The organism is Parabacteroides faecis, from assembly GCF_014647375.1.
GTDB lineage: Bacteria > Bacteroidota > Bacteroidia > Bacteroidales > Tannerellaceae > Parabacteroides > Parabacteroides faecis.
Map to the genome: position 1 here is coordinate 1 of NZ_BMPB01000015.1, position 23,797 is coordinate 23,797.

The following is a 23,797-nucleotide window of genomic DNA, read 5'->3' on the forward strand; positions in this document are numbered from 1 at the left end:
TTAGTAAGCGAGAGCTGAAAGGTAGAAGGAGTTCATTCGAAAGAGTGGACTCCTTTTTTGTTTTATTCTTCCCGATAATATTAACCTTCTTCTGATTGCACGAATCAAATAAGATATTTATCTTCGCTATCTGAATCAGTATTCATAGAAAAACATATAATGAAAAGAAGAGCCTTTCTTAAATCGTCACTATTAGCAGGTGCAGGAGTCGGATTTAATCATTCCGCTCAATCTGCTGCTTCTTCCTTAAATGAACAAAACAAAGAACAAAAGGAAATGAAAAAGAAACCCCATGTCATTTTTATTATGACCGACCAGCATCGTGGAGATGCATTGGGGTGTATGGGGAATAAAGCTGTGATTTCTCCTAATCTGGATAAATTGGCAGCAGAAGGAACTTTGTTTGTAAACGGTTATTCATCAGCTCCCAGTAGTACGCCCGGACGTGCCGGTCTGTTGACTGGTTTGTCTCCCTGGCATCATGGTATGTTAGGCTATGGCAGAATGGCGGAACAGTATAAATATGAAATGCCTCAGATGTTGCGTAATCTGGGTTATTTTACATTTGGCGTTGGAAAGATGCATTGGTTCCCACAGAAGGCTCTTCATGGTTTCCATGCCACTTTAATCGACGAAAGCGGTAGAGTTGAATCAAAAGACTTTATCAGCGATTATCGCGAATGGTTCCAGTTGAATGCTCCGGGGAAGAATCCGGACTTGACAGGCATTGGTTGGAATGATCACGGCGCCGGTATTTATAAACTGGAAGAACATTTGCATCCGACTACCTGGACCGGACAGACAGCCTGTGAACTTATCCGTAATTATGATAATGATAAGCCTTTATTCCTGAAAGTATCTTTTGCTCGCCCTCATAGTCCTTATGACCCACCGAAGCGTTATTTGGATATGTATAAGAATACAGAAATACCCAAACCGTTTATAGGTGACTGGTGTGGCCGGTATGCAGAACGTCTCGATCCGGAGAAGGTTGCATCCGATGCTCCTTTTGGTAATTTTGGAGACGAATATGCCGTTAATTCAAGAAGGCATTATTATGCAAATATTACTTTCATCGACGATCAGATAGGACAGATTATCGCTGCATTGAAAGAGAAAGGTATGTATGATGATGCTGTAATTTGCTTTACAGCTGATCATGGAGACATGCTGGGGGATCATTATCATTGGAGAAAAACTTATCCGTATGAAGGTTCGGCTCATATTCCGTATATTGTAAAATGGCCATCGTATGTTGATAAAATTGTTCCGGCTGGAACGAAGATCGAGCAACCCGTTGAACTTCGTGATTTCCTGCCTACCTTTATTGATCTGGCAGGCGGTGCAGTTCCTCCCGATATGGACGGAAGCTCGTTGCTGAAGCTGGTACAGGGGCGTGGAAATGAATGGCGTAAATATATCGACATGGAACATGCCACCTGTTACAGTGCAGATAATTATTGGTGTGCTTTGACGGATGGTAAACTGAAATATGTATGGAATCTCCATAATGGAAAAGAACAGTTGTTCGACCTGGCAAAAGATCCGGGTGAACTGGTTGATTGTTCTTCAAAACCCAAGTATGGTAAACAACTGAAAGAACTCCGTGAAGAGATGGTTAAACATCTTTCCGAACGAGGAGAAGCTTTTGTGAAAGATGGTAAATTGATGACATTGGAAAAGACAATGCTGTATAGTCCGAATTTCCCTCAAAAATAATGGTTCTTATAAATTCTTTAAACAGTGTAGTGTATGATCAGAAAATGTATGCTCCTGCTTGTTGGGGCAAGTTGTTTAATAGGTTCAGCTATGGCACAAGATAACCCGATCCTGTTGTTCCCGAAGGGGGCACCGGGTGAGACAACCAAGCTGATAGAAAAGGCTGATACCGACGGAGGTAAAACCGGTGGTGAAACAGTCTTGCGGGTTACCAATGTGAGTGAACCGACGATTACGGTTTATCCGGCTCCCGATGAAGTGGCAACGGGCGCGGCAATGGTTGTGTGCCCTGGTGGCGGCTACAATATTCTGGCTTACGACCTGGAAGGAGATGAAGTTTGTGAATGGTTGAATAATCTGGGGATAACAGCTGTACTGGTCAAATATCGTGTTCCTCGCCGGGAAGGCCGTGAGAAACATGAAGCACCATTGCAGGATCTGCAGCGTGCAATCGGTTATGTCAGAGCGCATGCAGAAGAGATGAATGTCGATCCGCAACGTATCGGTGTAATGGGATTTTCAGCAGGGGGGCATCTTTCTGCTATGGTTAGCAATAGCTTTGATAAGCGGACCTATCCGGCAGTCGATGCAGCAGATAAGGTTAGCTGTCGTCCGGACTTCTGTCTGTTGGTCTATCCGGCTTATCTGGACGGTGAAAACTTCGGGTTAGCACCGGAGATTAAAGTGACATCGGCTACACCACCGACTATGTTGATTCAGACGGAAGATGATAAATCTTATATTAACAGTAGCCTTTTCTATTATTATGCCTTGAAAGAGGCAGGTGTTCCTGTCTGGATGCACTTGTATAGCAAAGGCGGACATGGTTACGGTTTGAGGGACACGGGGGCGGCTGTCAATGAATGGCCTGACAGGGCTGAAGACTGGTTCCGTGAAATAGGGGTAATAGAATAAAAAAACTAAATAGAGTACAGAGATATGGAGATTCTTCGTATCTTTGTACTCACAAATCATGGGGCTGACCGGTTTAGACAGCGGGCAGAAGTGGTTTGTAAGCATGTAGTGCGTGGTTGGCTTGCACTTAAATCTCAGACAACGAACAATTAACTGGCGAAAACAATTACGCTCTCGCTGCTTAATCGAAGTATAGTAGATTCAAGCTTAATCCCTGCAAAAGTTGTGGGGACGTGACATCACCCGGATGCTGTTGCTCCGAAGCGTTCCGATCAGGTGGTGCAGCAATATCGGAGATAGTCTGAAATGAGCCTCGGGTTTCGGACGAAAATTTAGAGGATAAGGATTAAGTGGGTGGCTTCGGTCTTGCTTGATCCCGACAATCGAAGGCGAAGATAAACATGTAGAAAGCAGATTAGTTCCTCGTTTGGACGAGAGTTCGAATCTCTCCAGCTCCACAAAAAAAGGCTAATAATCATTGATTATTAGCCTTTTTTTGTTTCTTGATTGACTGAATTATAAGTTTATTTTCTTGTTTTTATCAGAAACCGGAATGCCTACATAAGAATATTGGTATTCACCGGCACGCTGGTGCGGTAATATATCGACCGCTTTAACAGCGATGTTTCTTCCGGTCTTGGTTGCAACCAGGCAAGTGGTATGTAATTTACGTTTTTCCAGATCGAAAACTTTATTGGGATCGAAATGTTGTCCGTTGATACGTACTTCAAAATGTAGATGTTCTGTAGTCGCTCTTCCGGTCCGGCCTGTTAATCCCACCGGATCACCTGCTTTTACACGTTCACCTACTTTTACAAGATTCTTGGAATTGTGGCTGTAAACAGTTTCCAATCCGTTATAATGACGGATGACAACTACATTACCATAAGCAGCATAAGGTTTTGCCATACGGACAATGCCGTCAAATGCTGCAACTATCGTATCGTTAGCGCATGTTTTCAGATCAACACCCGAATGATGTCTTCTGCGTCCGGCGTAAGGAGATATGACTTTTGCTCCGGGTAAAGGGAAAGCATAATCTTCTTCAGTGATAAGAGCCAGATCAATAACCAGTGAGTTATCATTGGCAAGTAACTTGGGATCGGGGACTGCTATATCTGCTTTTTCGCGGAGAGAGAAATCTTCTGTAATATCTTTGCGTGCATATTCTGTTTTTCCTAATTCCGGTGCAGGAGGAAGAAATATATAATCGACTTTGGGAAGTGGAACTTCGCTTGCCGGAGGAGCGATTGCAACTTCCTGAGCAGTTACTGGTAGTGGTGATTGCACTGATAGTACCGATGAACAGGTGCTTAGTGTTATGAGTGTAATAAATGATAATATGTAACTATAGATCTTAGGCATTATGAAAATAATTTTTTAGCTGGACAAAAATAGAAAAAACAATCCAGTCTAAAGTTCTAATCAGGAATACTTTATAGTTCTTTTTCATTTATTTATGCTTTTCAATGGTCGGGGTAGTGGAATTGACAAGTGATAAAACAGAAAAAGGCGCCAATCGGAATTGGACACCTTTTTCTATATAAATCAATAAGAAATGAAATATTTATCTCTGTTATTTCTTAAAAAGAGATTTAGCTATACCCATCTCCAAGCCGCGAAGTTCAGCTAAACCTCGCAGACGGCCGATGCAGGAATAACCGGGATTTGTTTTCTTTTTCAGGTCGTCGATCATCTGGTGGCCATGATCCGGACGCATAGCGATCGAACAACCGCGTTTTTGTTGCAATTCAAGCAGCGCTTTCATTACGCCATACATATCTACATCGCCTTCCAGGTGATTTGCTTCGTAGAAGTTTCCTTCAGCATCACGTTGTGTACTGCGGAAGTGGACGAAATCGATACGGTCGCCATAGCGTTCCATGATACCAGCCAGATCGTTGTCGCTGCGGACACCGAATGAACCGGTACATAGGCACAAGCCATTGCTTTTGTTAGGTACTGCTTCTATCAGTTTTTTGAAATCATCTTCCGTACTCAGGATACGCGGTAAACCGAGAATAGAGTAGGGAGGATCATCCGGATGGATAACCAGTTTGACACCGGCTTCGTCGGCTACCGGAGCGATTTCTTTCAGGAAATAGATAAGGTTGGCACGCAGTTTTTCTGCATCGATATCTTTATAGCGGTCTAATGCTTCCTGGAATTGTTCGACAGTGAAACTTTCTTCAGATCCGGGCAGACCGGCAATCATATTGCGGGTAAGCAACAGGCGATCGTCTTCCGTCATTATATCGAAGCGGGCTTTTGCTTTCGCTTTTTCTTCTGCCGAATAGTCGTTTTCAGCTCCCGGACGTTTCAGGATGAAAAGGTCGAATGCTATGAAAGCGGCACGTTCGAAACGAAGTGCTTTGGATCCGTCCGGCATTGTATAAGCCAGGTCGGTACGTGTCCAGTCGAGTACAGGCATAAAGTTGTATGTAACAACATTGATTCCACATTTACCCAGGTTACGTAGGCTTTCTTTGTAATTATCGATATATTTTTGAAAATCTCCGGTTTGTGTTTTAATATGTTCATGTACAGGGACACTCTCTACAACAGACCATCTTAGACCGACTTCTTCGATCATTTCTTTCCGTTTCATGATCTCTTCCACTGTCCATACTTCCCCGTTGGGGATGTGATGCAGGGCATTTACGATACCGGTAGCTCCGGCCTGTTTGATATCCCAGAGGCTGACGGGATCATTCGGCCCGTACCAACGCCACGTTTGTTCGCATAAATACATAAGTGTATCGTGTTTATGAATTATTAGATAGAGAATGCATCGAAACCGCCATCCACAATAGCAATTGTTCCGGTTACGAATTTAGATGCGTCACTGATTAAATACTGGATCGTACCGAACAATTCATCCGGTGTACCCAGACGTCTGAACGGTGTATGGGCGATAACTGATTTAGCACGTTCCGTATAAGAACCGTCCGGGTTGGTCATCAGTGTTCTGTTTTGTTCCGTCAGGAAAAATCCCGGAGCGATCGCATTTACACGCAAACCTTCACCGAATTTAATAGCCAATTCACCAGCCATGTATTTGGTCAGGTTAGAGATAGCAGCTTTGGCAGCACCATATCCGACAACACGTGTCAGCGGGCGGAGAGCCGATTCGGAAGAGAAGTTCACGATGGCACCTTCTTTTTGTTGTGCCATTACTTCGGCGAATACCATTGTCGGAAGTACGGTTCCAAACAGGTTCAGGTCTACCACTTTCTTAAAAGCATCGATCTGCAGGTCGAATATATTGCTGTCCGGACCGATGGTCGCACCTGCCATATTACCACCTGCTGCATTCAGCAATGCGTCGATCCGGCCATATTTGACAAGGATATCTTTTTTATTCTGTTCAAGTGTTTCTTTGTTCAAAACATCAGTCAGGAAGAAACAGGCTTCACCACCTTTTGCTTTAATATCGGCAACGATCTTTTCACCGGCTTCTACGGCACGGTCAAGGATTACGACTTTAGCACCTTCTTCAGCCAGATGGCCTGCGATTCCGCTACCCAAGATACCGGCTCCACCGGTAATAATGACAACTCTGTCTTTAATACAAAATAAATTAGCCATTTTATATATGATTTTTATTGTGATATTTTCATTTTATCGCCAATATGTGCGCGAGCACACATTGAATGCAAATGTATAGTATTTATTTGTCAAACAAAAAAAATATCGAAGAAAAATAATTAATTTATGCCTTTAAATATAGTTGTTGTAATACTTAATGTTCTCTTTAATAAGTATATCAATGGGCATGTAGTTGATTTGTTCGACTTTTTCCTTCAACACCAGATGGCGGAACAATGCACGGACGCAATTGAATCCTTGTACTTCCGGACGCTGTGCGATCAGGTGAGTGATATATCCGTCGTTCAGATGATTCAGGTTCGAGTCGATCACATCGTAACCGATCAGTTTAAAATGTCTGTCGATATCCTGGTTCCGGAAATAGTCTCCCAGTACATGTGCCCTGGAATTAAAGATAATACCGGCCTTGATCTCTTCGTGTGTTGCGAAGAAAGAGTCGAGTATCTCTTTATTTTCCTCCGATTCGTCGGCATGGATATGTACCGGATATATTTTCCCCAGGAAATCATGACCGTACAGATAGTCACGGAAACCTTCTTCGCGTTTCATCACCTGTGTCGAATGCATGTCTCCTTTACGGATAAAGCGGAAAATGGCAATGTTATCTTCCGGTTGTATCTGTTCGAAAAGCAGTCGTCCGGCAATGTATCCGGAATCATAGGAATTGGTTCCGTAATAAGCGATGCAGTTTGTGTTTTCGATAAAGGCATCGATCAGTACGTAGGGTATCTCCAGCTTATCGAGTTGCTGAGTGAGCTGGATGACACTCTCTTTGAAAAGAGTGGCTATGATCACTCCCTGACAATCGGCCTCTTCGATTTTCGGTATCAGATTGTCGAAACTGCTTTTATCATACTGGTTGAAGAACATTCGGTCGACCTCGATATTGTAACTGAATAGTTCCTGCTCTGCTTTGTTGATCCCTTCGGACAGTTTGGCCCAGTATTCGCCTTGTGCAAAAGAAGGTATCAGTGTTATGAACTTATACTTCTTTTTAAGTGCCAGCGAACGGGCTATCAGATTCGGATGATAGTCTATCTCTTTTAAAACTTTTTCAACCTTCTTCTGTGCTTCTTCCGATACTTTTCCGCGGTTATGTAATATGCGGTCGACAGTTCCGGTGGATACACCGGATAATTCTGCAATGTCTTTAATTCTGTAAGTCTTCCCCATAGGGCAATTTTGTTATCATAAGTAACCCGTAGACTTTAGAAATCTACGGGCTGTTTAGTGTTATTCAATTTATAATTCTTCAATAATTTGCAAAGGTGCATTAAGTTTACGGAAAACATAGCCATACATTACATAGATAAGAGGCATTGCTACAAAAATTCCTATCCCCAGCACGATAAGTCCCAGTATAAAAATACCGATCATTGCCAGCATAAGTAAAAACAACGGCATTTCTTGTCCGCGGGTTATTTCCCAGCTGCGTTTCAACGATTCGATGATCCCGGCATCTTCTTCAACAATGAAAGCTGTAAAGAACTGTAACCGTATGGCCAGGTATATACCCGGGATAACGAACAGGCAGATACCGAACAGGACGATGATCCCCATAAAAATATTAGCCACGAAATAAGTGATGATTTTACGGGCTTGCTGGCCGTAGGCCGAAAACTGCGGCTCTTCTCCATCCAGAGTCTGGAATATGTTTTTCATGTATCCCAGAGCAAAGATACATGAGATAATACAACTAATCAGATTGATAACGATTGTACCCACTATGGATTTCTGCATAGGCATAGCAAATGCACTTAGAGTGAAAGAAATTATGGTCATACCGATCAATAATCCGGACAAAACCCATATCTGAGCTTTGGTCCGTTGCCATGAAGTGCTACATACTTCCGAAATTGAAAACTTTGGTCCCATCAGCTTATTGATTAATTAAGTTTATAGATAGCTGTAAATTTAAACTAAATTATTGAATAAGCAAACCTCGTTTTAAGAATATATGCAAATTTGGACTAATTTACTTTCGATCCGTCAAAATATTGGCTATCTGTTTGATCTCTACATATAAATAAAGCTATTTTTTAGTATAAAAGAATGTATAAACGGGAAAAGTACAATAAAAAGATTTTACATTTGTACGTTTTTTAGGATATGAGTCCCCTGTTGTCGAGCCTGATAATACAAGCCTTCAAATAAAAAGTATGAAACTATTAATAGGCAGAAATATATTAAATTATAATTATGAATAAACAAATGTTGAGAACTACTATTACCCAATTAAGGCAAATTGCGTTATTTGCAGTGGGAGTGTTTTTATTAACCGCCTGTGGAAACAGCCAGGGGGGTATGAAGTTAGGCGACAGTGAATATGCTGTAATGACCGTTAATTCTTCTTCTTCCGACCAGTCAACCTCTTACCCCGCGACCATCAGAGGTACGCAGGATATCGAAGTTCGTCCACAGGTATCAGGGTTTATTGTTAAGTTATGTGTTGATGAAGGGGCAACTGTGCGTAAAGGACAGGCCTTGTTTGAAATCGATCCGACACAGTATAAAGCCGCCTACAATCAGGCGAAAGCTGCGGTAGAGATGGCACAGGCAAATGTCAGTACGTTGGAGTTGACCGAGAAGAATAAGAAAGAGTTGTATAATAAGTCCATTATCAGCTCTTTTGAGTATCAGACCGCTGTCAACCAGCTTGCTTCGGCCAGAGCCACTTTGGCACAATCGGAAGCATCTAAGGTGAGCGCAAAACAAAATCTGGATTTTTGTACGGTAACCAGCCCATCCAACGGTGTTGTCGGAACTTTCCCGTATCGTATCGGAAGTTTGGTCAGTCCGTCTATCTCCAGTCCGATGACGACAGTTTCGGAGATCGGAGAGGTATATGTTTATTTCTCCATGACGGAAAAAGAATTGTTGCAGCTGACGAAGGCTGGCGGTACTTTGAAGGAACAATTGGATAAGATGCCGGCCGTTCAGTTACAATTGGCAGATGGTACTATGCTGGATGAAAAAGGAAAGATCGATGCTGTCAGCGGTGTGATCGACCAGTCTACCGGTTCGGTAAGTATGCGTGCCGTATTCCCCAATGACAAGAATATCCTGCGAAGCGGTGGTACGGGAAATGTTGTATTCCCTTATACAATGAATGACATCATTATGATCCCGCAGTCTGCTACGGTTGAAATCCAGGACAAGAAATTTGTATATGTGCTACAATCGGATAATACGATCAAGAATACGGAAATTCAGGTATCTCCTTTGAGCGACGGACAGGTTTACCTGGTGACCGGAGGATTGAAGGCTGGCGACAAGATCGTTGTCGAAGGTGTCCAAAGTTTGCATGACGGTCAGGAAATTAAGCCAATCACTAAAAGCGAACAGGCTGAAAAATTTCAGCAGGCGATGAAAGACCAGAGCGAAGGAAATTTAAAAACAGCTTTTAATTAATTAAAGGTATAGAAAGAACCGGGTTCCCGTCCGATTCTTCCGTATATAAAAAAGTAAAATATGAAATTAGATAGATTTATTAACCGTCCGGTGCTTTCAACGGTGATCTCCATCTTGATTGTCATCCTGGGTATATTAGGTTTGCTCACACTGCCTGTTACCCAATATCCGGACATTGCCCCCCCTACCGTTTCGGTACGGGCCACTTATACAGGTGCCAATGCGCAGACTGTATTGAATAGTGTGATCGCACCTTTGGAAGACCAGATAAACGGGGTTGAGAACATGATGTATATGACATCCAATGCCTCGAACAATGGTTCTGCCGATATTTCCATATATTTTAAACAAGGAACAGACCCCGATATGGCGGCTGTCAATGTGCAGAACCGTGTATCTATGGCTCAGGGTCTGTTGCCCGCTGAAGTAACAAAGGTCGGTGTGACGACCCAGAAACGTCAGAACTCCATGTTGATCGTTTTTGCCGTTTACGATGCAGAAGACCGTTACGATCAGAAGTTCCTTGAAAACTACGCAAAGATCAACCTGATCCCGGAAGTACAACGTGTTCCTGGTGTGGGTGATGCTAACGTGTTGGGTACCGACTACTCTATGCGTATCTGGTTGAAACCGGATGTGATGGCACAATACAAACTTGTACCTAACGATGTTTCCAACGTATTGGCAGAACAGAACGTGGAAGCAGCTCCGGGTTCTTTCGGCGAACAGGGAAATCAGACGTTCCAGTACACTATCCGTTATAAAGGACGTTTGCAGACGGCTGATGAGTTTGAGAATATTGTTGTAAAAGCTCTTGCCGATGGCGAGGTGCTCCGCCTGAAAGATATTGCCGACATTGAACTGGGACGTTTGACCTATAACTTTGTCAACAAAGTAAACGGACATAGCGCTGTTACCTGTATTGTTTACCAGATGCCTGGAACGAATGCTACGGAGACTATCAATGAAATTCAGGAACTGTTGGTGAAATCGGAAAAGACGATGCCGCCGGGAATGAAGGTGGAAGTTTCCATGAATGCCAACGACTTCCTGTATGCCTCTATCCATGAAGTGTTGAAGACCTTACTCGAAGCATTTATTCTGGTGTTTATCGTTGTTTATATCTTCCTGCAGGATTTGCGTTCGACCTTGATTCCGGCTATTGCTATTCCGGTGGCCCTGATCGGTACCTTCTTCCTGTTGTCGTTGATCGGGTTTAGTGTAAACTTGCTGACACTTTGTGCGATGGTGCTTGCCATTGCGATTGTGGTCGATGATGCGATTATCGTCGTCGAGGGGGTCCATGCCAAGTTGGACCAGGGTTATAAATCGGCGAAGCAGGCATCTATCGATGCGATGAGTGAACTTGGCGGTGCTATCGTTTCAATTACACTGGTGATGATGTCCGTGTTTATCCCTGTTAGTTTCATGGGAGGTACGGCCGGTATATTCTACCGTCAGTTCGGTGTGACGATGGCTATTGCAATCGGTTTGTCAGCTTTGAATGCATTGACGCTGAGTCCGGCACTATGTTCTATCTTCCTGAAACCTCACGATGAACATGGCGAAAAGAAATCTACTTTTATATCCCGTTTCCATACCTCTTTCAATGTGGCATACGATTCGTTGCTGAAAGGTTATAAGAAGCGTGTCTTGTTTTTCATCCAGAAGAAATGGCTGGCATTTGGTACGGTAGCTGCTTCTATTGCATTGCTGATTTTCTTCATGCAGGTAACGCCGACCGGTATGGTACCGAATGAAGATACGGGTACGATCATGGGAGCTGTGACATTGCCTCCGGGTACTTCTCAGGAACGTACGCAGGAAATCATGCAACGTGTCGATAGCCTGATCGCTTCCGATCCTGCAATTAAATCGCGTACGGCAATTACCGGTTTCAGTTTTATCGGTGGCCAGGGACCGTCTTACGGTTCTTTCATCATCAAATTGAAGGACTGGGAAGAACGTTCGATGACACAAAGTTCGGATGTGGTTTATGCCAGTTTGTTTATGCGTGCCCAGAAAGTAATAAAAGATGCACAGGTTTTGTTCTTTACTCCGCCTATGATCCCGGGTTATTCGGCATCCAGCGATATCGAGTTGAACATGCAGGATAAGACAGGTGGTAGCCTGGATAGATTCTTCTCTGTTTCCAAAGAATATATGGCTGCATTGACGAATCGTCCGGAAATCAAATCGGCCCAGTCGACTTTCAATCCGAACTTCCCGCAGTATATGATCGATATCGATGCGGCAGCTTGTAAGAAAGTTGGTATCAGTCCGAGCGATATTCTTTTGACTCTGCAAGGATATTATGGTGGTTTGTATGCCTCCAATTTCAACCGTTTCGGTAAGATGTACCGTGTAATGGTGCAGGCTGATCCTTCTATGAGAGCCAATATGGAGTCTTTGAAGAACATTAAGGTAAGGAACGGTGACGAAATGGCTCCGATCTCCCAATTCATTACGATCGAGAAAGTATATGGACCGGATATTATCAGCCGTTTCAATATGTACACCTCTTTGAAAGTGATGGTTGCCCCAGCCGAAGGTTTTACCAGCGGTCAGGCGTTGAAAGCAATCGAAGAAGTCGCAAGTACGTCACTTCCTACTGGTTTCGGTTATGAATTAGGAGGTATGGCCCGTGAAGAAGCGGAGACAAGCGGAAGCACAACCGGTCTGATCTTTATCCTTTGTTTCGTTTTCGTCTACCTGTTGTTGAGTGCACAGTATGAAAGTTACATTCTTCCGTTGGCGGTAATGCTTTCAATACCGTTTGGTTTGATGGGTAGCTTCCTGTTTGTACAAGGTTGGGCTGCTTTAGGTAGCATTCCGGCATTGAAGATGATTCTGGGAACGATGTCGAACAACATTTATATGCAGATCGCATTGATCATGTTGATGGGTCTGTTGGCAAAGAACGCTATTTTGATCGTAGAGTTTGCTCTCGAACGTCGCCGTATGGGTATGAGTATTACCTGGGCTGCGGTATTAGGTGCTGCCGCTCGTCTGCGTCCGATCCTGATGACCTCTCTGGCAATGGTAGTCGGTTTGTTGCCTATGATGTTCGCTTTTGGTGTAGGTGCACACGGTAACCGTACTTTGGGTACTGCTGCTATCGGCGGTATGTTTGTCGGTATGGTCTTCCAGCTCCTCATCGTTCCGGCACTGTTCGTGGTCTTCCAGTACTTGCAGGAAAGACTGAAACCGATCGAATGGGAAGATCTGGACAACAGTGATCTGAATACGGAAATAGAACAGTACGCTAAAAAATAAGTGAGAAGACAATGAAGAAAAATCAAGTTATATATATGATGTGTGCAACCGCTCTGCTGAGCAGTTGCCACATTTACAAAGCATACGACCGTCCTGATACGATAGAGACCGCCGGTATTTACCGTGATCCGGTATCAGTAACGGACACCCTGGCTGCCGATACGACCAATATGGGAAATATACCCTGGACGGATATTTTCCGTGATCCGAAACTGCAGTCTTTGATTGAAGAAGGATTGGCAAACAATGTGGATATGCAGGCTGCAATTCTCCGTGTGGAAGAGTCGAAAGCGTTGCTGACAGCCGCCCGTTTATCTTTCCTGCCGTCTCTGAATCTGGCTCCGCAAGGTTCGACCACGACGATCGGAAGTTCCAGTTTTGCCAAAGCATATACCTTACCGGCAGCAGCAAGCTGGGAAGTCGATCTGTTCGGTAAGCTGCTGAATGCAAGCCGCGACCAGAAAACGATCTATCTGCAAAGCCAGTATTCACAGCAGGCAGTACGTTCACAGCTTATCAGCGGTATCGCCAATACCTATTTTACTTTGCTGATGCTCGATCGCCAGGTAGAGATTACAACAGAAACGGTCGATATCTATAAAGAAAATGTACGCGCGATGGAAGCTATGAAGGAGGCAGGTATGACCACCGAAGCAGCCGTTGTACAGATGAAAGCCGTATACCATCAGGTTTCTTCTTCACTGATCAACCTGAAACGTCAGGTTCGTGAAGTAGAAAACTCATTGTCGGTACTGTTGGCGAAAGCCCCCCAGCAGATCGAACGTGGCAGATTGGAAGATCAATATATTCCGGAAGAACTGATGGCAGGTGTACCTTTGCAATTGCTGGAAAACCGTCCGGACGTGAAGATCGCAGAAATGTCGCTTGCAAGCGCTTATTATACAACGAACAAAGCACGTGCTGCTTTCTATCCGGGGTTGAATATTACGGCTACTGCCGGTTGGACGAATGGTTCAGGTATTACAGTTTCCAATCCGGGACAATTCATGTTCCAGGCATTGGCATCTCTTGCACAGCCAATCTTCAACAACGGCAAGCTGATGGCTAACCTGAAAGTGTCGAAAGCGGAAGAGAAGATCGCTCAGATGAATTATCAGCAGGCTATCCTCCAGGCCGGAAAAGAGGTGAGCGACGCATTGCATCTGTACGATGCAACCAATAAAATGCTGGTTCAGGATAAAGAACAGATCGCACAACTGGAAAAAGCTGTAGAATATACGAAAGCGTTGTTCCAGTCGGCTGAGTCCACTTATCTGGAGATTCTGTCGGCCCAGCAGAGCCTTTTGAGTGCACAATTGACAGAAGTATCCGACAACGTTCAGCGTATGCAGGCTGTTATCAACCTGTATAGTGCTGTAGGTGGAGGAAGAGAGTAATAACCATTAAAACTTAGATTATTATGATTAGTCCGTTAGCTTATGTAGATGCCGGTGCAAAACTGGGAGCGAACGTTACTGTTCATCCGTTTGCATACATCGATAAGAATGTCGAGATCGGCGATAATTGCGAGATCATGCCTCATGCCAGTATCATGAGTGGTGCACGTCTGGGGAAAGGCAACCGTGTATTCAACGGGGCTGTTATTGCGGCAGAACCTCAGGATTTCAAATATAAAGGCGACAGTACGCTGGTTGTTATCGGTGACGATAATGTGATTCGTGAGAACGTAGTGATCAACCGTGCTACGACTCCGGAAGGGCAGACCTTTATCGGTAATGGTAATTTCCTACATGAAGGGGTGCATATTTCACACGATACACATATCGGAAACCATTGCGTATTGGGTTACGGTAGCAAGGTTTCCGGTAATTGTTTCTTTGAAGATTATTCGATCTTCGGCGGAAACGTCTTGGCAAGCCAGGGTAGCCGTGTCGGTACCTGGTCGATGACACAGACCGGTTGCCGTTTCCGTAAAGACGTTCCTCCTTATATTGTGGCTGCTCTGGAACCGACTACTTATTATGGCGTTAATTCTTTCATCCTGTCACACCAGGGGGTAAGCGATAAGGTTATTAAACATATCAGCCATGCCTACCGCATCATTTATCAGGGTAACACCAGCCTTTTTGATGCCTTGCTGATGATCAAGGACCAGGTGCCGATGAGTGATGAAATACAGCATATCATTGATTTTATCAATGATTCCAAACTGGGGATTATCGGAAGATAACAAGCTTGTATATAAAAGGGGACGAGGATATCTGCATAGGTATCCTCGTTTTTTTTGTCTTTACCCGGGCCATTAACCGATGAACTATCGGTTGTCTTACTAAAAACTAATTTTTATTATATGATAAACTATTTCCCGGTATATTACAAACTATTTATATGCTGTAGTACTAATGTCTGATATGTTGTACACCTTATATGTGATATCCTGTACTACTTATATGCGATAAGGTGTACAAGGTATGTATAGTTTGTTATATACCAGGAAATAGTTTCCCGTTTGTCTGAAGATACTTTCCTGTAATGTGAGTAATACTTGTTATGTAACTTCTGAATGGCATATTTATATGAATATGTATGGAGAGCTTGAAAATAAAAGTCTATCTTTAGGAGGATGATTAAGAAAATGAAGTATAACTGTACAATCTGATATAAAAAGTAAATCCATGAGTATAAGGTATAAATTTACTCCTATTTATGACAATCTGAATAAGGAAGGGGAGAAAGTAAAAGGGTATTATCCGCAAGTTGTCAGTCGCGGAACAATTCATAAAGATAAGTTATTCGACCATATTTCGCATGGTTCGGCACCGCTTCGGGCGGAGTTATCCCGTTCGTGGATGCTGATAGAAGATTCCATAATCGAGCTATTGGAAGAGGGCTTTGACGTTTGTCTGAATGATTTCGGGACTTTCTCTGTTTCAGCCGAAAGTCGCTTTGTAGAAAAGAAGAACGAGATACGTGCCGAGTCGATCACTGTAAAAGGGCTTAACTTTCGTACTTCCAAAGCGATCAACAGAAAACTGAAGAAGGCAAAGTTTGAACGCGATCCGGAAAATGGATATTGAATAGGATGCAAGAAGATTCGTTTCTTTGTAAGGTATTCAAATATCGTTGTTCTTTTTATATATCAATAATAGTAAGGTAACAAAGAACAGGAAAATATTCATTACTAATGATCGTAATATGATTGTATTACTTTCGTTGCTTTCTGTATATATATCCCTAAAGTAGTTAATTGCTGTACTGGATACAAAAGAAAGAAGCAACCAGATGATATATTCAAGATAGAGTATTTTGTTTTTTCTTTTGCACCGTGTATAAATGATAATGAAAAAGAACCAATATGAAGTACTTTCAATTGCATAGAAGAATTGAGCTTCAAACCCAAAGAATAAGTTTTTAGCGAAACTTAGAATTAATATTCCAATAAAGAATATTGTTGTAGGTAATATATATCTATTCATAGACATTTGTTTTTGCTTTTTGATACTCTATAAAACTCTCTAATATATATAAATTGATTGAGTATAAGAAAATATAGAAAAGAATATTACCATATTATGATGTTATTATCGTATGTAAAGATTCTTCCTTTTAACCTGAAATTTCTTTTATCTAATATTGTATATATAGTATTTGATGGAACTTGATGTGCATTGAATCCTGTATTTTTATTTTCTGAAATAGGAATTGAACTCCAATGGCTAATGTTCCAGTAAGCCAATTCATAATTATCAATATTGTCTATAATGTGAATTTTTGATAGATATTGGGTGAGATTAATATCTACCTTACTCTCATTGTTTATTTTATATTTTCTGATATTACCGAGAAAGTCTACCGAAAGAGGACTGTCAATTGCTTTTATTCCATTGTAATTTGTTTTAGTGATTGGTAAATATATAATAGATCGTCCCATATTATGAAAAAGGTATAACTGTTTTTCAAATAGACTTCCTTTAGAGATTTCTTTCCATTTATTATTATTGTATACTGCCAAATAGACCTCTTCGGGTATAGATTTTATTGAAATTCTGATATCTGTTGTTGGTATATAATTGTTTGTTACATCTATATAATTGTTATTGTCGAATTGTTCAGTATTACTTGATTCTGTTATTGAATATATTTGTCTAAATATTTTAGGTGGATGGGCGGCTAGCCAATTTCCTGTTTGTAGCATTACAGGGTTGCAGCATTCATCGAAATAGACAACTTCTGTATGGCCATTATCTGTACTTCCCCATAATGGGATATAGTCCTTAGTTGATGCTATACCCATAGATCGTAATGCTAATACTATAATATCGGCTATAATGGAACAATTACCTTTTTGGTAATAGAGAATTTCTTTATAATCTAATGAGGGTTTAAGATTTAAAGCATCACAGGAGTAAGATATTTGCTTATTTATATCTTTAATGATTAATTGGGAGATGTTTTTTATTGTTTTCTCATTTTTCATACTATCAATCATTGGTTTATATCGTTTTATAAAGAATGATCTCCAGTCTACTAGATTTTCTTTATTTATTCTATATGGAAGGATATATTCATAAAATATACTTTTTGTATATCCCTTAGACCATGGGAAGTTTTCCCATGCATAAAATGCGTAGTCACAATTTTCTATTAAATATTGAGCATTAATGTGTTCCATATCATTTATGGAATCTATCTCTAAATGAAAGTTTAAAGAGTCTAATATAGATTGATAATTATTCTTATCTATATGTGTATCAAATAAACAGAAATTATTCTTTCTGTTTAATGTATCTTTGACTATTAATTTGTAAGAATATTTATTCTTCATATTCTTGATTAGAAATAGTACAGCATTGTATTTTTTGTTGTCGTTTTTATAGTGCTTTAAAACTTTCTTTAGCTCTTTATTGTTTCTGCTATAAGATAGTATACTGTAATTGTTGTTTAATGTATTAATTGTACAAATTGATATTGTTATAGATAATAATACTATAAGTGTTTTTTTATTTGTTGTATATTGAAATGATTTCATTTGCTTCTTCTTTTATTTTTAGTGTTGTGTAAGATGGTATTTTGATCTTAAAATCTTTGATTAACTTGGCGGTTTTTATCATTTCATTTTTTTTATTGTATTCTTTGTATAATAGCATTAACTGATATAAAGGAAATATTCTGTTTGGAACCATTTTAAATGCATGTATATAGCAGTTTTGAGCATTGTTGAAATTATTAGTGTTTTTATAGTTGTTTCCTTTTAGTATCCAAATGAACGAAGTGTTCATATGTTTTAATACTTTTTCGAAATAAATATTACTTTCCTCATTTTTATTACAGTTAGATAATATAACCGCGTAATCATATAGAAATAGAGTGTCATATTTTAATTTATCTTCAATCGAATTGTAAATTAAAAGTTTTTCTTTATCAGGTATTGAAGTCTTTTTTGATTCTTGCCAAATAGTGTAAGCATAATTCCTGTTAATTGTCGTGTTTATAATTTCAAAGTAGCAAATCGCTAATGATATAATTATTAATTTATGATGTGTTCTGTTGAATGAAAGCAAAAATCTCTTATCAAAAGATGCTAATATACCTGTAAAGGTTGTTATTGTTAATAATGTTTCAACCCTTCTGAGTGGATAACTAAATAGTGAAAGAAGAAAAATAGATAGTATTGTATATTTTACAGGAGAGACGATGAATTTATTTTTTTCATTTTTAATCGTAAATAAGTATATTGTGAAAACGAAGGTTAATATTATACCAATTATTCCATATTCTGCTCCTATTTGTAGTATTTCATTGAATCCATATTTTGTGTTGTCAGCAAATTTTATGTATTTACTGTCAGGGTTCTTTTTAAAGTAGGTCATTTGATATTCCGGATATATAGAATAAAATGTATTATAACCAAAACCAGATATAGGTCTGTTGAATATCATATTTGTAGTTATTTTGTATATAAGAATTCGGCCATCTACCGAATCTTTTCTATGGTTAATTAGATTATATAATGAGAATATGCTAAGTAAGATTATTATTGGAGCAAAAATAATAGATTGTTTGAGGTTTATTTTTTTGATATATTCTATAAATGAATTACTATTGTTGCAGTAAATTAGTATACTGCATGTTAATACTGATAGAATACCATTTCTTGAATCTGTTAGGAATATAGTAAGAATGATTGGAAGTAATAGTATTCCAAATATTATTTTATGTATAGTATTACTGTTTAGAAGTAAATAAAATCCGATAGGATAGGTTATAGCTAAATATATACCTGTTATACCTGAGTTTCCCATTATACCGATTAAAGGCATTGTATAATTATTGACAATTGACATGACAGCATGAATGGTGCTTATCGATATGATTAGTCGTAAAATGTTAATATTCCATTTTGTTTTTGATATTGAGTAAAATAAGATAAGATAGGAAATTATTGTATAAGTGTCTTTTTCCCAATTGTTTATATGTGAAGTGATATAAACAATTCCTATGATAATATAGATGTCGTATATCTGTATATGTATTTTGTTTTTGGATAATAAATGGGGTAATATGAGAATTGCACAGGTACTAAAAACTAATATTTCTTTTATGTATATGTAATTTGTTCTATTTGATATTAAAGGAAATAAAAATAGTAAGCTTGCTAATGTTAGATTAGTAAAGATCTCAGTATTCTATTTTTGTTGAAAATTGAATCTCTTTCTCATTGAAAATAATATAATCTTAGAATTAGCCTATTCAACTAAGATGTAATAGGCTAATTCTGATAATAACTACTTTTTTATTTTATATTTCACAATACCTACTACAATTAATATGATTGTAAAAGTTAAGAATATTGCTTCTATATTGGATAATATATAGTTTTTATTTAGATTATTCACTATGTTTGATTTATAAAATATCAATGACTGTATAATATAGAATATAAATGAAAAGGAATAAAATTCTTTATATATAATCTGTTTTTTTTGTATGTATCTAGAAGTACAAATGAAAAAAAATAGACAAGGCCATGATAACATAAGACTCCTATAAATGAGATTTGTTAAATCTTTACTACCTCCTTCTATTATTAAATTGGATAGAAAGAAGAATGCATATATAAGAATGGCAAATAAAATCCATTTTAAAATATATTTCATTTTGTTCTATTTAAAATATTTTGTGTGCAGCTTCTGTTCCAGAAGCTATACATCCTCCGCCAATAGCACCGGGACCAGCTCCTATACCACCTATACTAGCTCCTCCAAGAGCGCCTAAGGCAGCACCAATAGCATCTTCTTTTGCAATATCCCATACACCATCCCAAAAGCCTTCTTCCGGATCTCCGCTTTTAGTTGTTATAGTTTTTTGTTGAGATTTATTTATCCCTAAAATATTTACTCTCCATTTTTCTAAATTTTCATTCCAGTATATTGCAGAATAGCGTGCAACAGAACAACCACAGAGAATAGGAAAACATTCATTTTCTCCAAGATTATTATTTTGTAGTATTTCGTTTTCAAGTTCTATGATGTTGTTTGTAACAGTTTTTATATCAGCCTCTTTTGGTACTGTTAAAATGTCAATTAAACGAATAAGATAGTCTTTTTGAAGATTAGATATTGGAACATCAGAGAAATTGAGAGAATCAGGAAAAGTATCGTTATATGCAGATTTTGTAATCTGTTTATTGAGTAGTTCTTTCTTTTTCATAAAGGAAATAGTCGTTTTTTTGATATACTGGATATCAAAAAATTTTGTTCCTGATTTCGTTTTGGGTAGTTTGATTATTTCATTTAAAATATAATCCATACCTTCATTGTGGAGTTGTCCTATATAATCCTGAGGATTGTTAGAAACTTTACTTTCTTGGTCAAATATTGATTGGCAAGAGAATAAAATGGCTGTAATTAGCAGCGAAGTAAGTAGGTAATAACTTTTTTTCATATTATTAAATTTTAATGTGTGACAAAATTACTGGTGATGGCTATAATGTATTCTAACTATTATCTCATAATTGAATAATCATTGATATTTATTTTAGTTATATTTGCATTCATATCAAGATATCTATGAAAGGTGCAACCTTTGTTCTTCTTTTAGGGTTCCTGTCAATTATTTTGAATCAGGGAATCTGGATTCATAATATGAAGAAGACATATTATGAAGATTATTCTCTTTTGTTTAATAACTTGCTGAATATTAGTATTCAACGAGATGATCAGGATTCTTTGTCTGTTAATTTGGAGAAAGTGGATATAAGTTTGAAAAAACATTTGGAAGAAGCTAACCTTATGCTCCCTTATAAATTAGAGTTGTGTAAAAATGAACGGATAATTAATACGGTTGGGAATTATGTGGAAAAAGCAGATGATTATATTTATCTGTCTCCACGGATAGCAATTTCAGATTCTTTATTTTTATGCTGTTCTGCCATTATTCCTTCTTCGTTTATCATAGGAAAAATGAAGAGAATTAATGATATATCATGTTGGGCAATGATATTTAGTATTGCATGTTTGATTTATTTGCTGCTAAATATCATGAAAAAGGAAAAGAAGTTGAAATCAAATGCTTTAGCAATATATGGAACTATACATGATTTGAAATCACCTTTAAGTTTGACTTATTTACTTATTTCAAGATTTGCCGGAAAGGAAAGTGATCATGTAAAGAAACAATCTTTTCTGGCATGTAAAGCACAATTATATACGTTGAGTAATGCTATAGAGACACTATTGTCTGTTTTGAAAATGACTGACCAACACGTCTCTATAAAAAAGGAACCTGTCGATTTGCGTGGGTTGATAGATTCTATTATTGAAAATTTATCAGTACTTTACTTTAATAAGCATTTTACACTATTGATAGAAGATAAAATGGAAACAGATTGGATTGAAGCAGATCTTTTTTATCTGAGGAATAGTCTTACAAACTTGTTAGATAATTCATTAAAGTATTCTGATGAAAATGTAAAGATAGAAATTCTTCTTGAAAAGAGGTTGGATACTTTTTCTATTGCTATAAAAGATACAGGTTGGGGAATTTCCGGAAAGCTTCGGAAAAAACTTTTTGCACAATGTTGTAGAGGTGATCGACATGACCAGCCAAAGGGACATGGACTCGGATTGATGTATACAGCCCGGGTTGTAAAGAATATGGGGGGAGATCTTACTTTCCAAAGTGTAGAAGGAGAAGGTAGTACATTTATTATAACATTACCATGTTGAATTCAGATAAAATAATAAAAGTGATTGTTTTTGACGATGATATTTTGTTGGGAAATATGATCGTATCTATTTTGAAAGAAGAGAAAATGGAGGCTGTTTACCAATCCTCTTTATATGGGGCAAAGGAAGCTGTCCTCTCTTTTGAGCCGGATATAATTGTGTTAGATGTCGAGATGGGGGAGGATAGTGGGATTGACTTTGCCTCCGAGATGCAATCCAGGGGGATTACAACTCCTATATTATTTGTGTCTTCACATGTTAGAGGATATGAGGTTGCCCAAGGCATACAAGCCGGAGGGAAAGTGTATATTAAAAAGCCTTTTGATATGGAAGAACTTATTGTCTATATTCGGCAATATGCTTGTTCTTCTTCTGGGCATTCTCATTTGATCAATTTTGGCAGATTACAATTAAATAAAGAAACTCGTGACCTATTTTTGGAAAATAGATTAATAAAGAAGCTTAGCAAGATTGAATACCAGATATTATTATTGTTGATAGAAAAACAGGGTGAAGTAGTTCCTCGCAGCCGTTTTTTTAAGGAGATTTGGGATGATTGTGATATTTATGATGCTAGCTTGAATAATTTTATATCCAAATTGAGAGCCTTTTTACTTTTAGATGATAGTCTGACTATAAGAACATTACCAGATATAGGATATATGCTTTTTATCGATGAACGGAACGGGAACAATTGAAATACTTCCCGTTCCGTTTGTAATTTGATGTCTGCCTGAAATCTATATCAGATTACATGGTTTGACTAAAGCAAGTCATATAACGATTGCAAGTAATTACGTACTTCTTTGAAGCGTTTTTTGCGAACGTAGGATAAATATAATGCAATGGATACCGTAATCAGTACCACAATTAATGTGAACAAAATGATTGTTCCGTGTAGGATATAATTCCGTATGATAAAGACTCCTACGATAAAGAGAGTTAGTCCGATGCTGATGTAGGTATCATATTTCTTTTGGTAAGCGATGCTTTTATCGATGTAGATTTACCTTGTGGATGATACCCTGGTAGTCGGACAGTATCCTGAGGAAATCTTCATGCGACTGTTTCATACTGAATGTTTTTTATTGAACTGTACTATATAGTCGTTGAAGCAGGTAATTTCTTACAAGATATGGAGAATTTAATTTTATACTGGGTCATTCAAGTATTAGTTCATAATCGGCAACGTCCAGCCATCGGTTGAATTTCCGTCCAACCTCATGAAAGTGGGATACCTGTTTGAAGTCCAGTCTCTCATGGAGTTTCACACTCGGCTCGTTGGGGATAGTGATACAGGCGATCAGTGCATGGTAGGAACGTTTGCGGCAGTCTTCGATCAGTTGTTCCATTAATATTCTTCCGTATCCTTTCCTGAGATGGTCCGGATGCAGGTAAATGGTCGTTTCTGCGGTGCTGCTGTAGGCTTTCTTCGTTTTCCATTCATGGGCGTAACAATAGCCTGCTATTTTACCTTCTTCCACGCAGACCCAGGCAGGACAGTTCCCGATAATAGGCAGCAGGCGTTCGCGCATCTCTGTTTCAGACGGGACTTTTGTGTCGAAAGTCACAACGGTATTATTTACGTAGTGGGCATAGATGCAGGTTATCTCACTCACATCGTTCAATGTCATCGGGCGTATCATGATTCTTTTTTGTGTAAAGTTAATGATAAAAAT

18 protein-coding genes and 1 other RNA gene are annotated in these 23,797 nt (G+C 39.0%); 10 read left to right on the plus strand and 9 right to left on the minus strand.

The features are described 5' to 3' along the window. Nucleotides 1-159: 159 nt before the first annotated feature. The 3 genes from IEY67_RS20200 to ssrA all read left to right on the plus strand — a co-directional run bounded on the left by IEY67_RS20200 (nucleotide 160) and on the right by ssrA (nucleotide 3,095). Nucleotides 160-1,719: an arylsulfatase gene (locus IEY67_RS20200; protein WP_183672190.1), complete on the plus strand. Its 1,560-nt coding sequence runs from the start codon at nucleotides 160-162 to the stop codon at nucleotides 1,717-1,719. A gap of 33 nt (nucleotides 1,720-1,752) precedes the next feature. Then, entirely contained in the window at nucleotides 1,753-2,634 is an 882-nt protein-coding gene (locus IEY67_RS20205) for an alpha/beta hydrolase (protein WP_122375463.1), read from the plus strand. Nucleotides 2,635-2,694: 60 nt separating this feature from the next. After that, nucleotides 2,695-3,095, plus strand: a transfer-messenger RNA (tmRNA) gene (gene ssrA, locus IEY67_RS20210). Nucleotides 3,096-3,150: 55 nt separating this feature from the next. Here ssrA and IEY67_RS20215 read toward each other — a convergent pair. The 5 genes from IEY67_RS20215 to IEY67_RS20235 form a co-directional block, all read right to left on the minus strand. Beyond that, nucleotides 3,151-4,002: a M23 family metallopeptidase gene (locus IEY67_RS20215; RefSeq protein WP_229801154.1), complete on the minus strand. Its 852-nt coding sequence runs from the start codon at nucleotides 4,000-4,002 to the stop codon at nucleotides 3,151-3,153. 208 nt (nucleotides 4,003-4,210) lie between these two features. After that, nucleotides 4,211-5,386, minus strand: a complete 1,176-nt coding sequence (gene uxuA, locus IEY67_RS20220) for a mannonate dehydratase (RefSeq protein ID WP_122352170.1) — start codon at nucleotides 5,384-5,386, stop codon at nucleotides 4,211-4,213. Nucleotides 5,387-5,409: 23 nt separating this feature from the next. Next, nucleotides 5,410-6,222 (minus strand): SDR family oxidoreductase, encoded by an 813-nt coding sequence (locus IEY67_RS20225; protein ID WP_183672191.1) that lies wholly within the window; start codon nucleotides 6,220-6,222, stop codon nucleotides 5,410-5,412. A gap of 132 nt (nucleotides 6,223-6,354) precedes the next feature. Further along, a complete protein-coding gene (locus IEY67_RS20230) occupies nucleotides 6,355-7,416 on the minus strand; it encodes a LacI family DNA-binding transcriptional regulator (RefSeq protein WP_122352172.1) in 1,062 nt (353 codons plus the stop codon). Between the two features lie 69 nt (nucleotides 7,417-7,485). Continuing rightward, on the minus strand, nucleotides 7,486-8,118 hold the full coding sequence (locus tag IEY67_RS20235) for a DUF7847 domain-containing protein (RefSeq protein ID WP_122352173.1): 633 nt from the start codon (nucleotides 8,116-8,118) through the stop codon (nucleotides 7,486-7,488). 324 nt (nucleotides 8,119-8,442) lie between these two features. On the opposite strand from IEY67_RS20235, the gene IEY67_RS20240 reads away from it, so the two are divergent. The 5 genes from IEY67_RS20240 (at nucleotide 8,443) to IEY67_RS20260 (ending at nucleotide 15,968) form a co-directional block, all read left to right on the plus strand. Next, nucleotides 8,443-9,654: an efflux RND transporter periplasmic adaptor subunit gene (locus tag IEY67_RS20240; protein ID WP_183672192.1), complete on the plus strand. Its 1,212-nt coding sequence runs from the start codon at nucleotides 8,443-8,445 to the stop codon at nucleotides 9,652-9,654. Nucleotides 9,655-9,714: 60 nt separating this feature from the next. Next, complete coding sequence (locus tag IEY67_RS20245) at nucleotides 9,715-12,930, plus strand: efflux RND transporter permease subunit (RefSeq protein ID WP_122375468.1); 3,216 nt, start codon at nucleotides 9,715-9,717, stop codon at nucleotides 12,928-12,930. A gap of 11 nt (nucleotides 12,931-12,941) precedes the next feature. Next, complete coding sequence (locus IEY67_RS20250) at nucleotides 12,942-14,327, plus strand: TolC family protein (protein WP_183672193.1); 1,386 nt, start codon at nucleotides 12,942-12,944, stop codon at nucleotides 14,325-14,327. Between the two features lie 23 nt (nucleotides 14,328-14,350). Beyond that, nucleotides 14,351-15,121, plus strand: coding sequence for an acyl-ACP--UDP-N-acetylglucosamine O-acyltransferase (gene lpxA, locus IEY67_RS20255; protein WP_183672194.1), 771 nt, complete (start codon nucleotides 14,351-14,353; stop codon nucleotides 15,119-15,121). 445 nt (nucleotides 15,122-15,566) lie between these two features. Further along, nucleotides 15,567-15,968: an HU family DNA-binding protein gene (locus IEY67_RS20260; protein ID WP_183672195.1), complete on the plus strand. Its 402-nt coding sequence runs from the start codon at nucleotides 15,567-15,569 to the stop codon at nucleotides 15,966-15,968. A gap of 485 nt (nucleotides 15,969-16,453) precedes the next feature. Here the strand turns inward: IEY67_RS20260 and IEY67_RS20265 are convergent, their stop codons facing one another. The 3 genes from IEY67_RS20265 to IEY67_RS20275 form a co-directional block, all read right to left on the minus strand. After that, on the minus strand, nucleotides 16,454-17,920 hold the full coding sequence (locus tag IEY67_RS20265; protein ID WP_183672196.1) for a transglutaminase domain-containing protein: 1,467 nt from the start codon (nucleotides 17,918-17,920) through the stop codon (nucleotides 16,454-16,456). Continuing rightward, entirely contained in the window at nucleotides 17,892-19,193 is a 1,302-nt protein-coding gene (locus IEY67_RS20270) for an O-antigen ligase family protein (protein ID WP_229801148.1), read from the minus strand. Before IEY67_RS20270 ends, IEY67_RS20265 begins: the two co-directional genes overlap by 29 nt. Nucleotides 19,194-20,058: 865 nt before the next feature. Continuing rightward, complete coding sequence (locus IEY67_RS20275; protein WP_183672197.1) at nucleotides 20,059-20,835, minus strand: hypothetical protein; 777 nt, start codon at nucleotides 20,833-20,835, stop codon at nucleotides 20,059-20,061. Between the two features lie 125 nt (nucleotides 20,836-20,960). Here IEY67_RS20275 and IEY67_RS20280 point away from each other — a divergent pair, with 125 nt between their 5' ends. Further along, complete coding sequence (locus tag IEY67_RS20280; RefSeq protein WP_183672198.1) at nucleotides 20,961-22,118, plus strand: sensor histidine kinase; 1,158 nt, start codon at nucleotides 20,961-20,963, stop codon at nucleotides 22,116-22,118. Then, nucleotides 22,112-22,816, plus strand: a complete 705-nt coding sequence (locus IEY67_RS20285; RefSeq protein WP_122375477.1) for a response regulator transcription factor — start codon at nucleotides 22,112-22,114, stop codon at nucleotides 22,814-22,816. The genes IEY67_RS20280 and IEY67_RS20285 overlap by 7 nt, the downstream gene beginning before the upstream one ends. 462 nt (nucleotides 22,817-23,278) lie before the next feature. Here the strand turns inward: IEY67_RS20285 and IEY67_RS20290 are convergent, their stop codons facing one another. Next, entirely contained in the window at nucleotides 23,279-23,764 is a 486-nt protein-coding gene (locus IEY67_RS20290) for a GNAT family N-acetyltransferase (RefSeq protein ID WP_183672199.1), read from the minus strand. Between the last annotated feature and the right edge of the window lie 33 nt (nucleotides 23,765-23,797).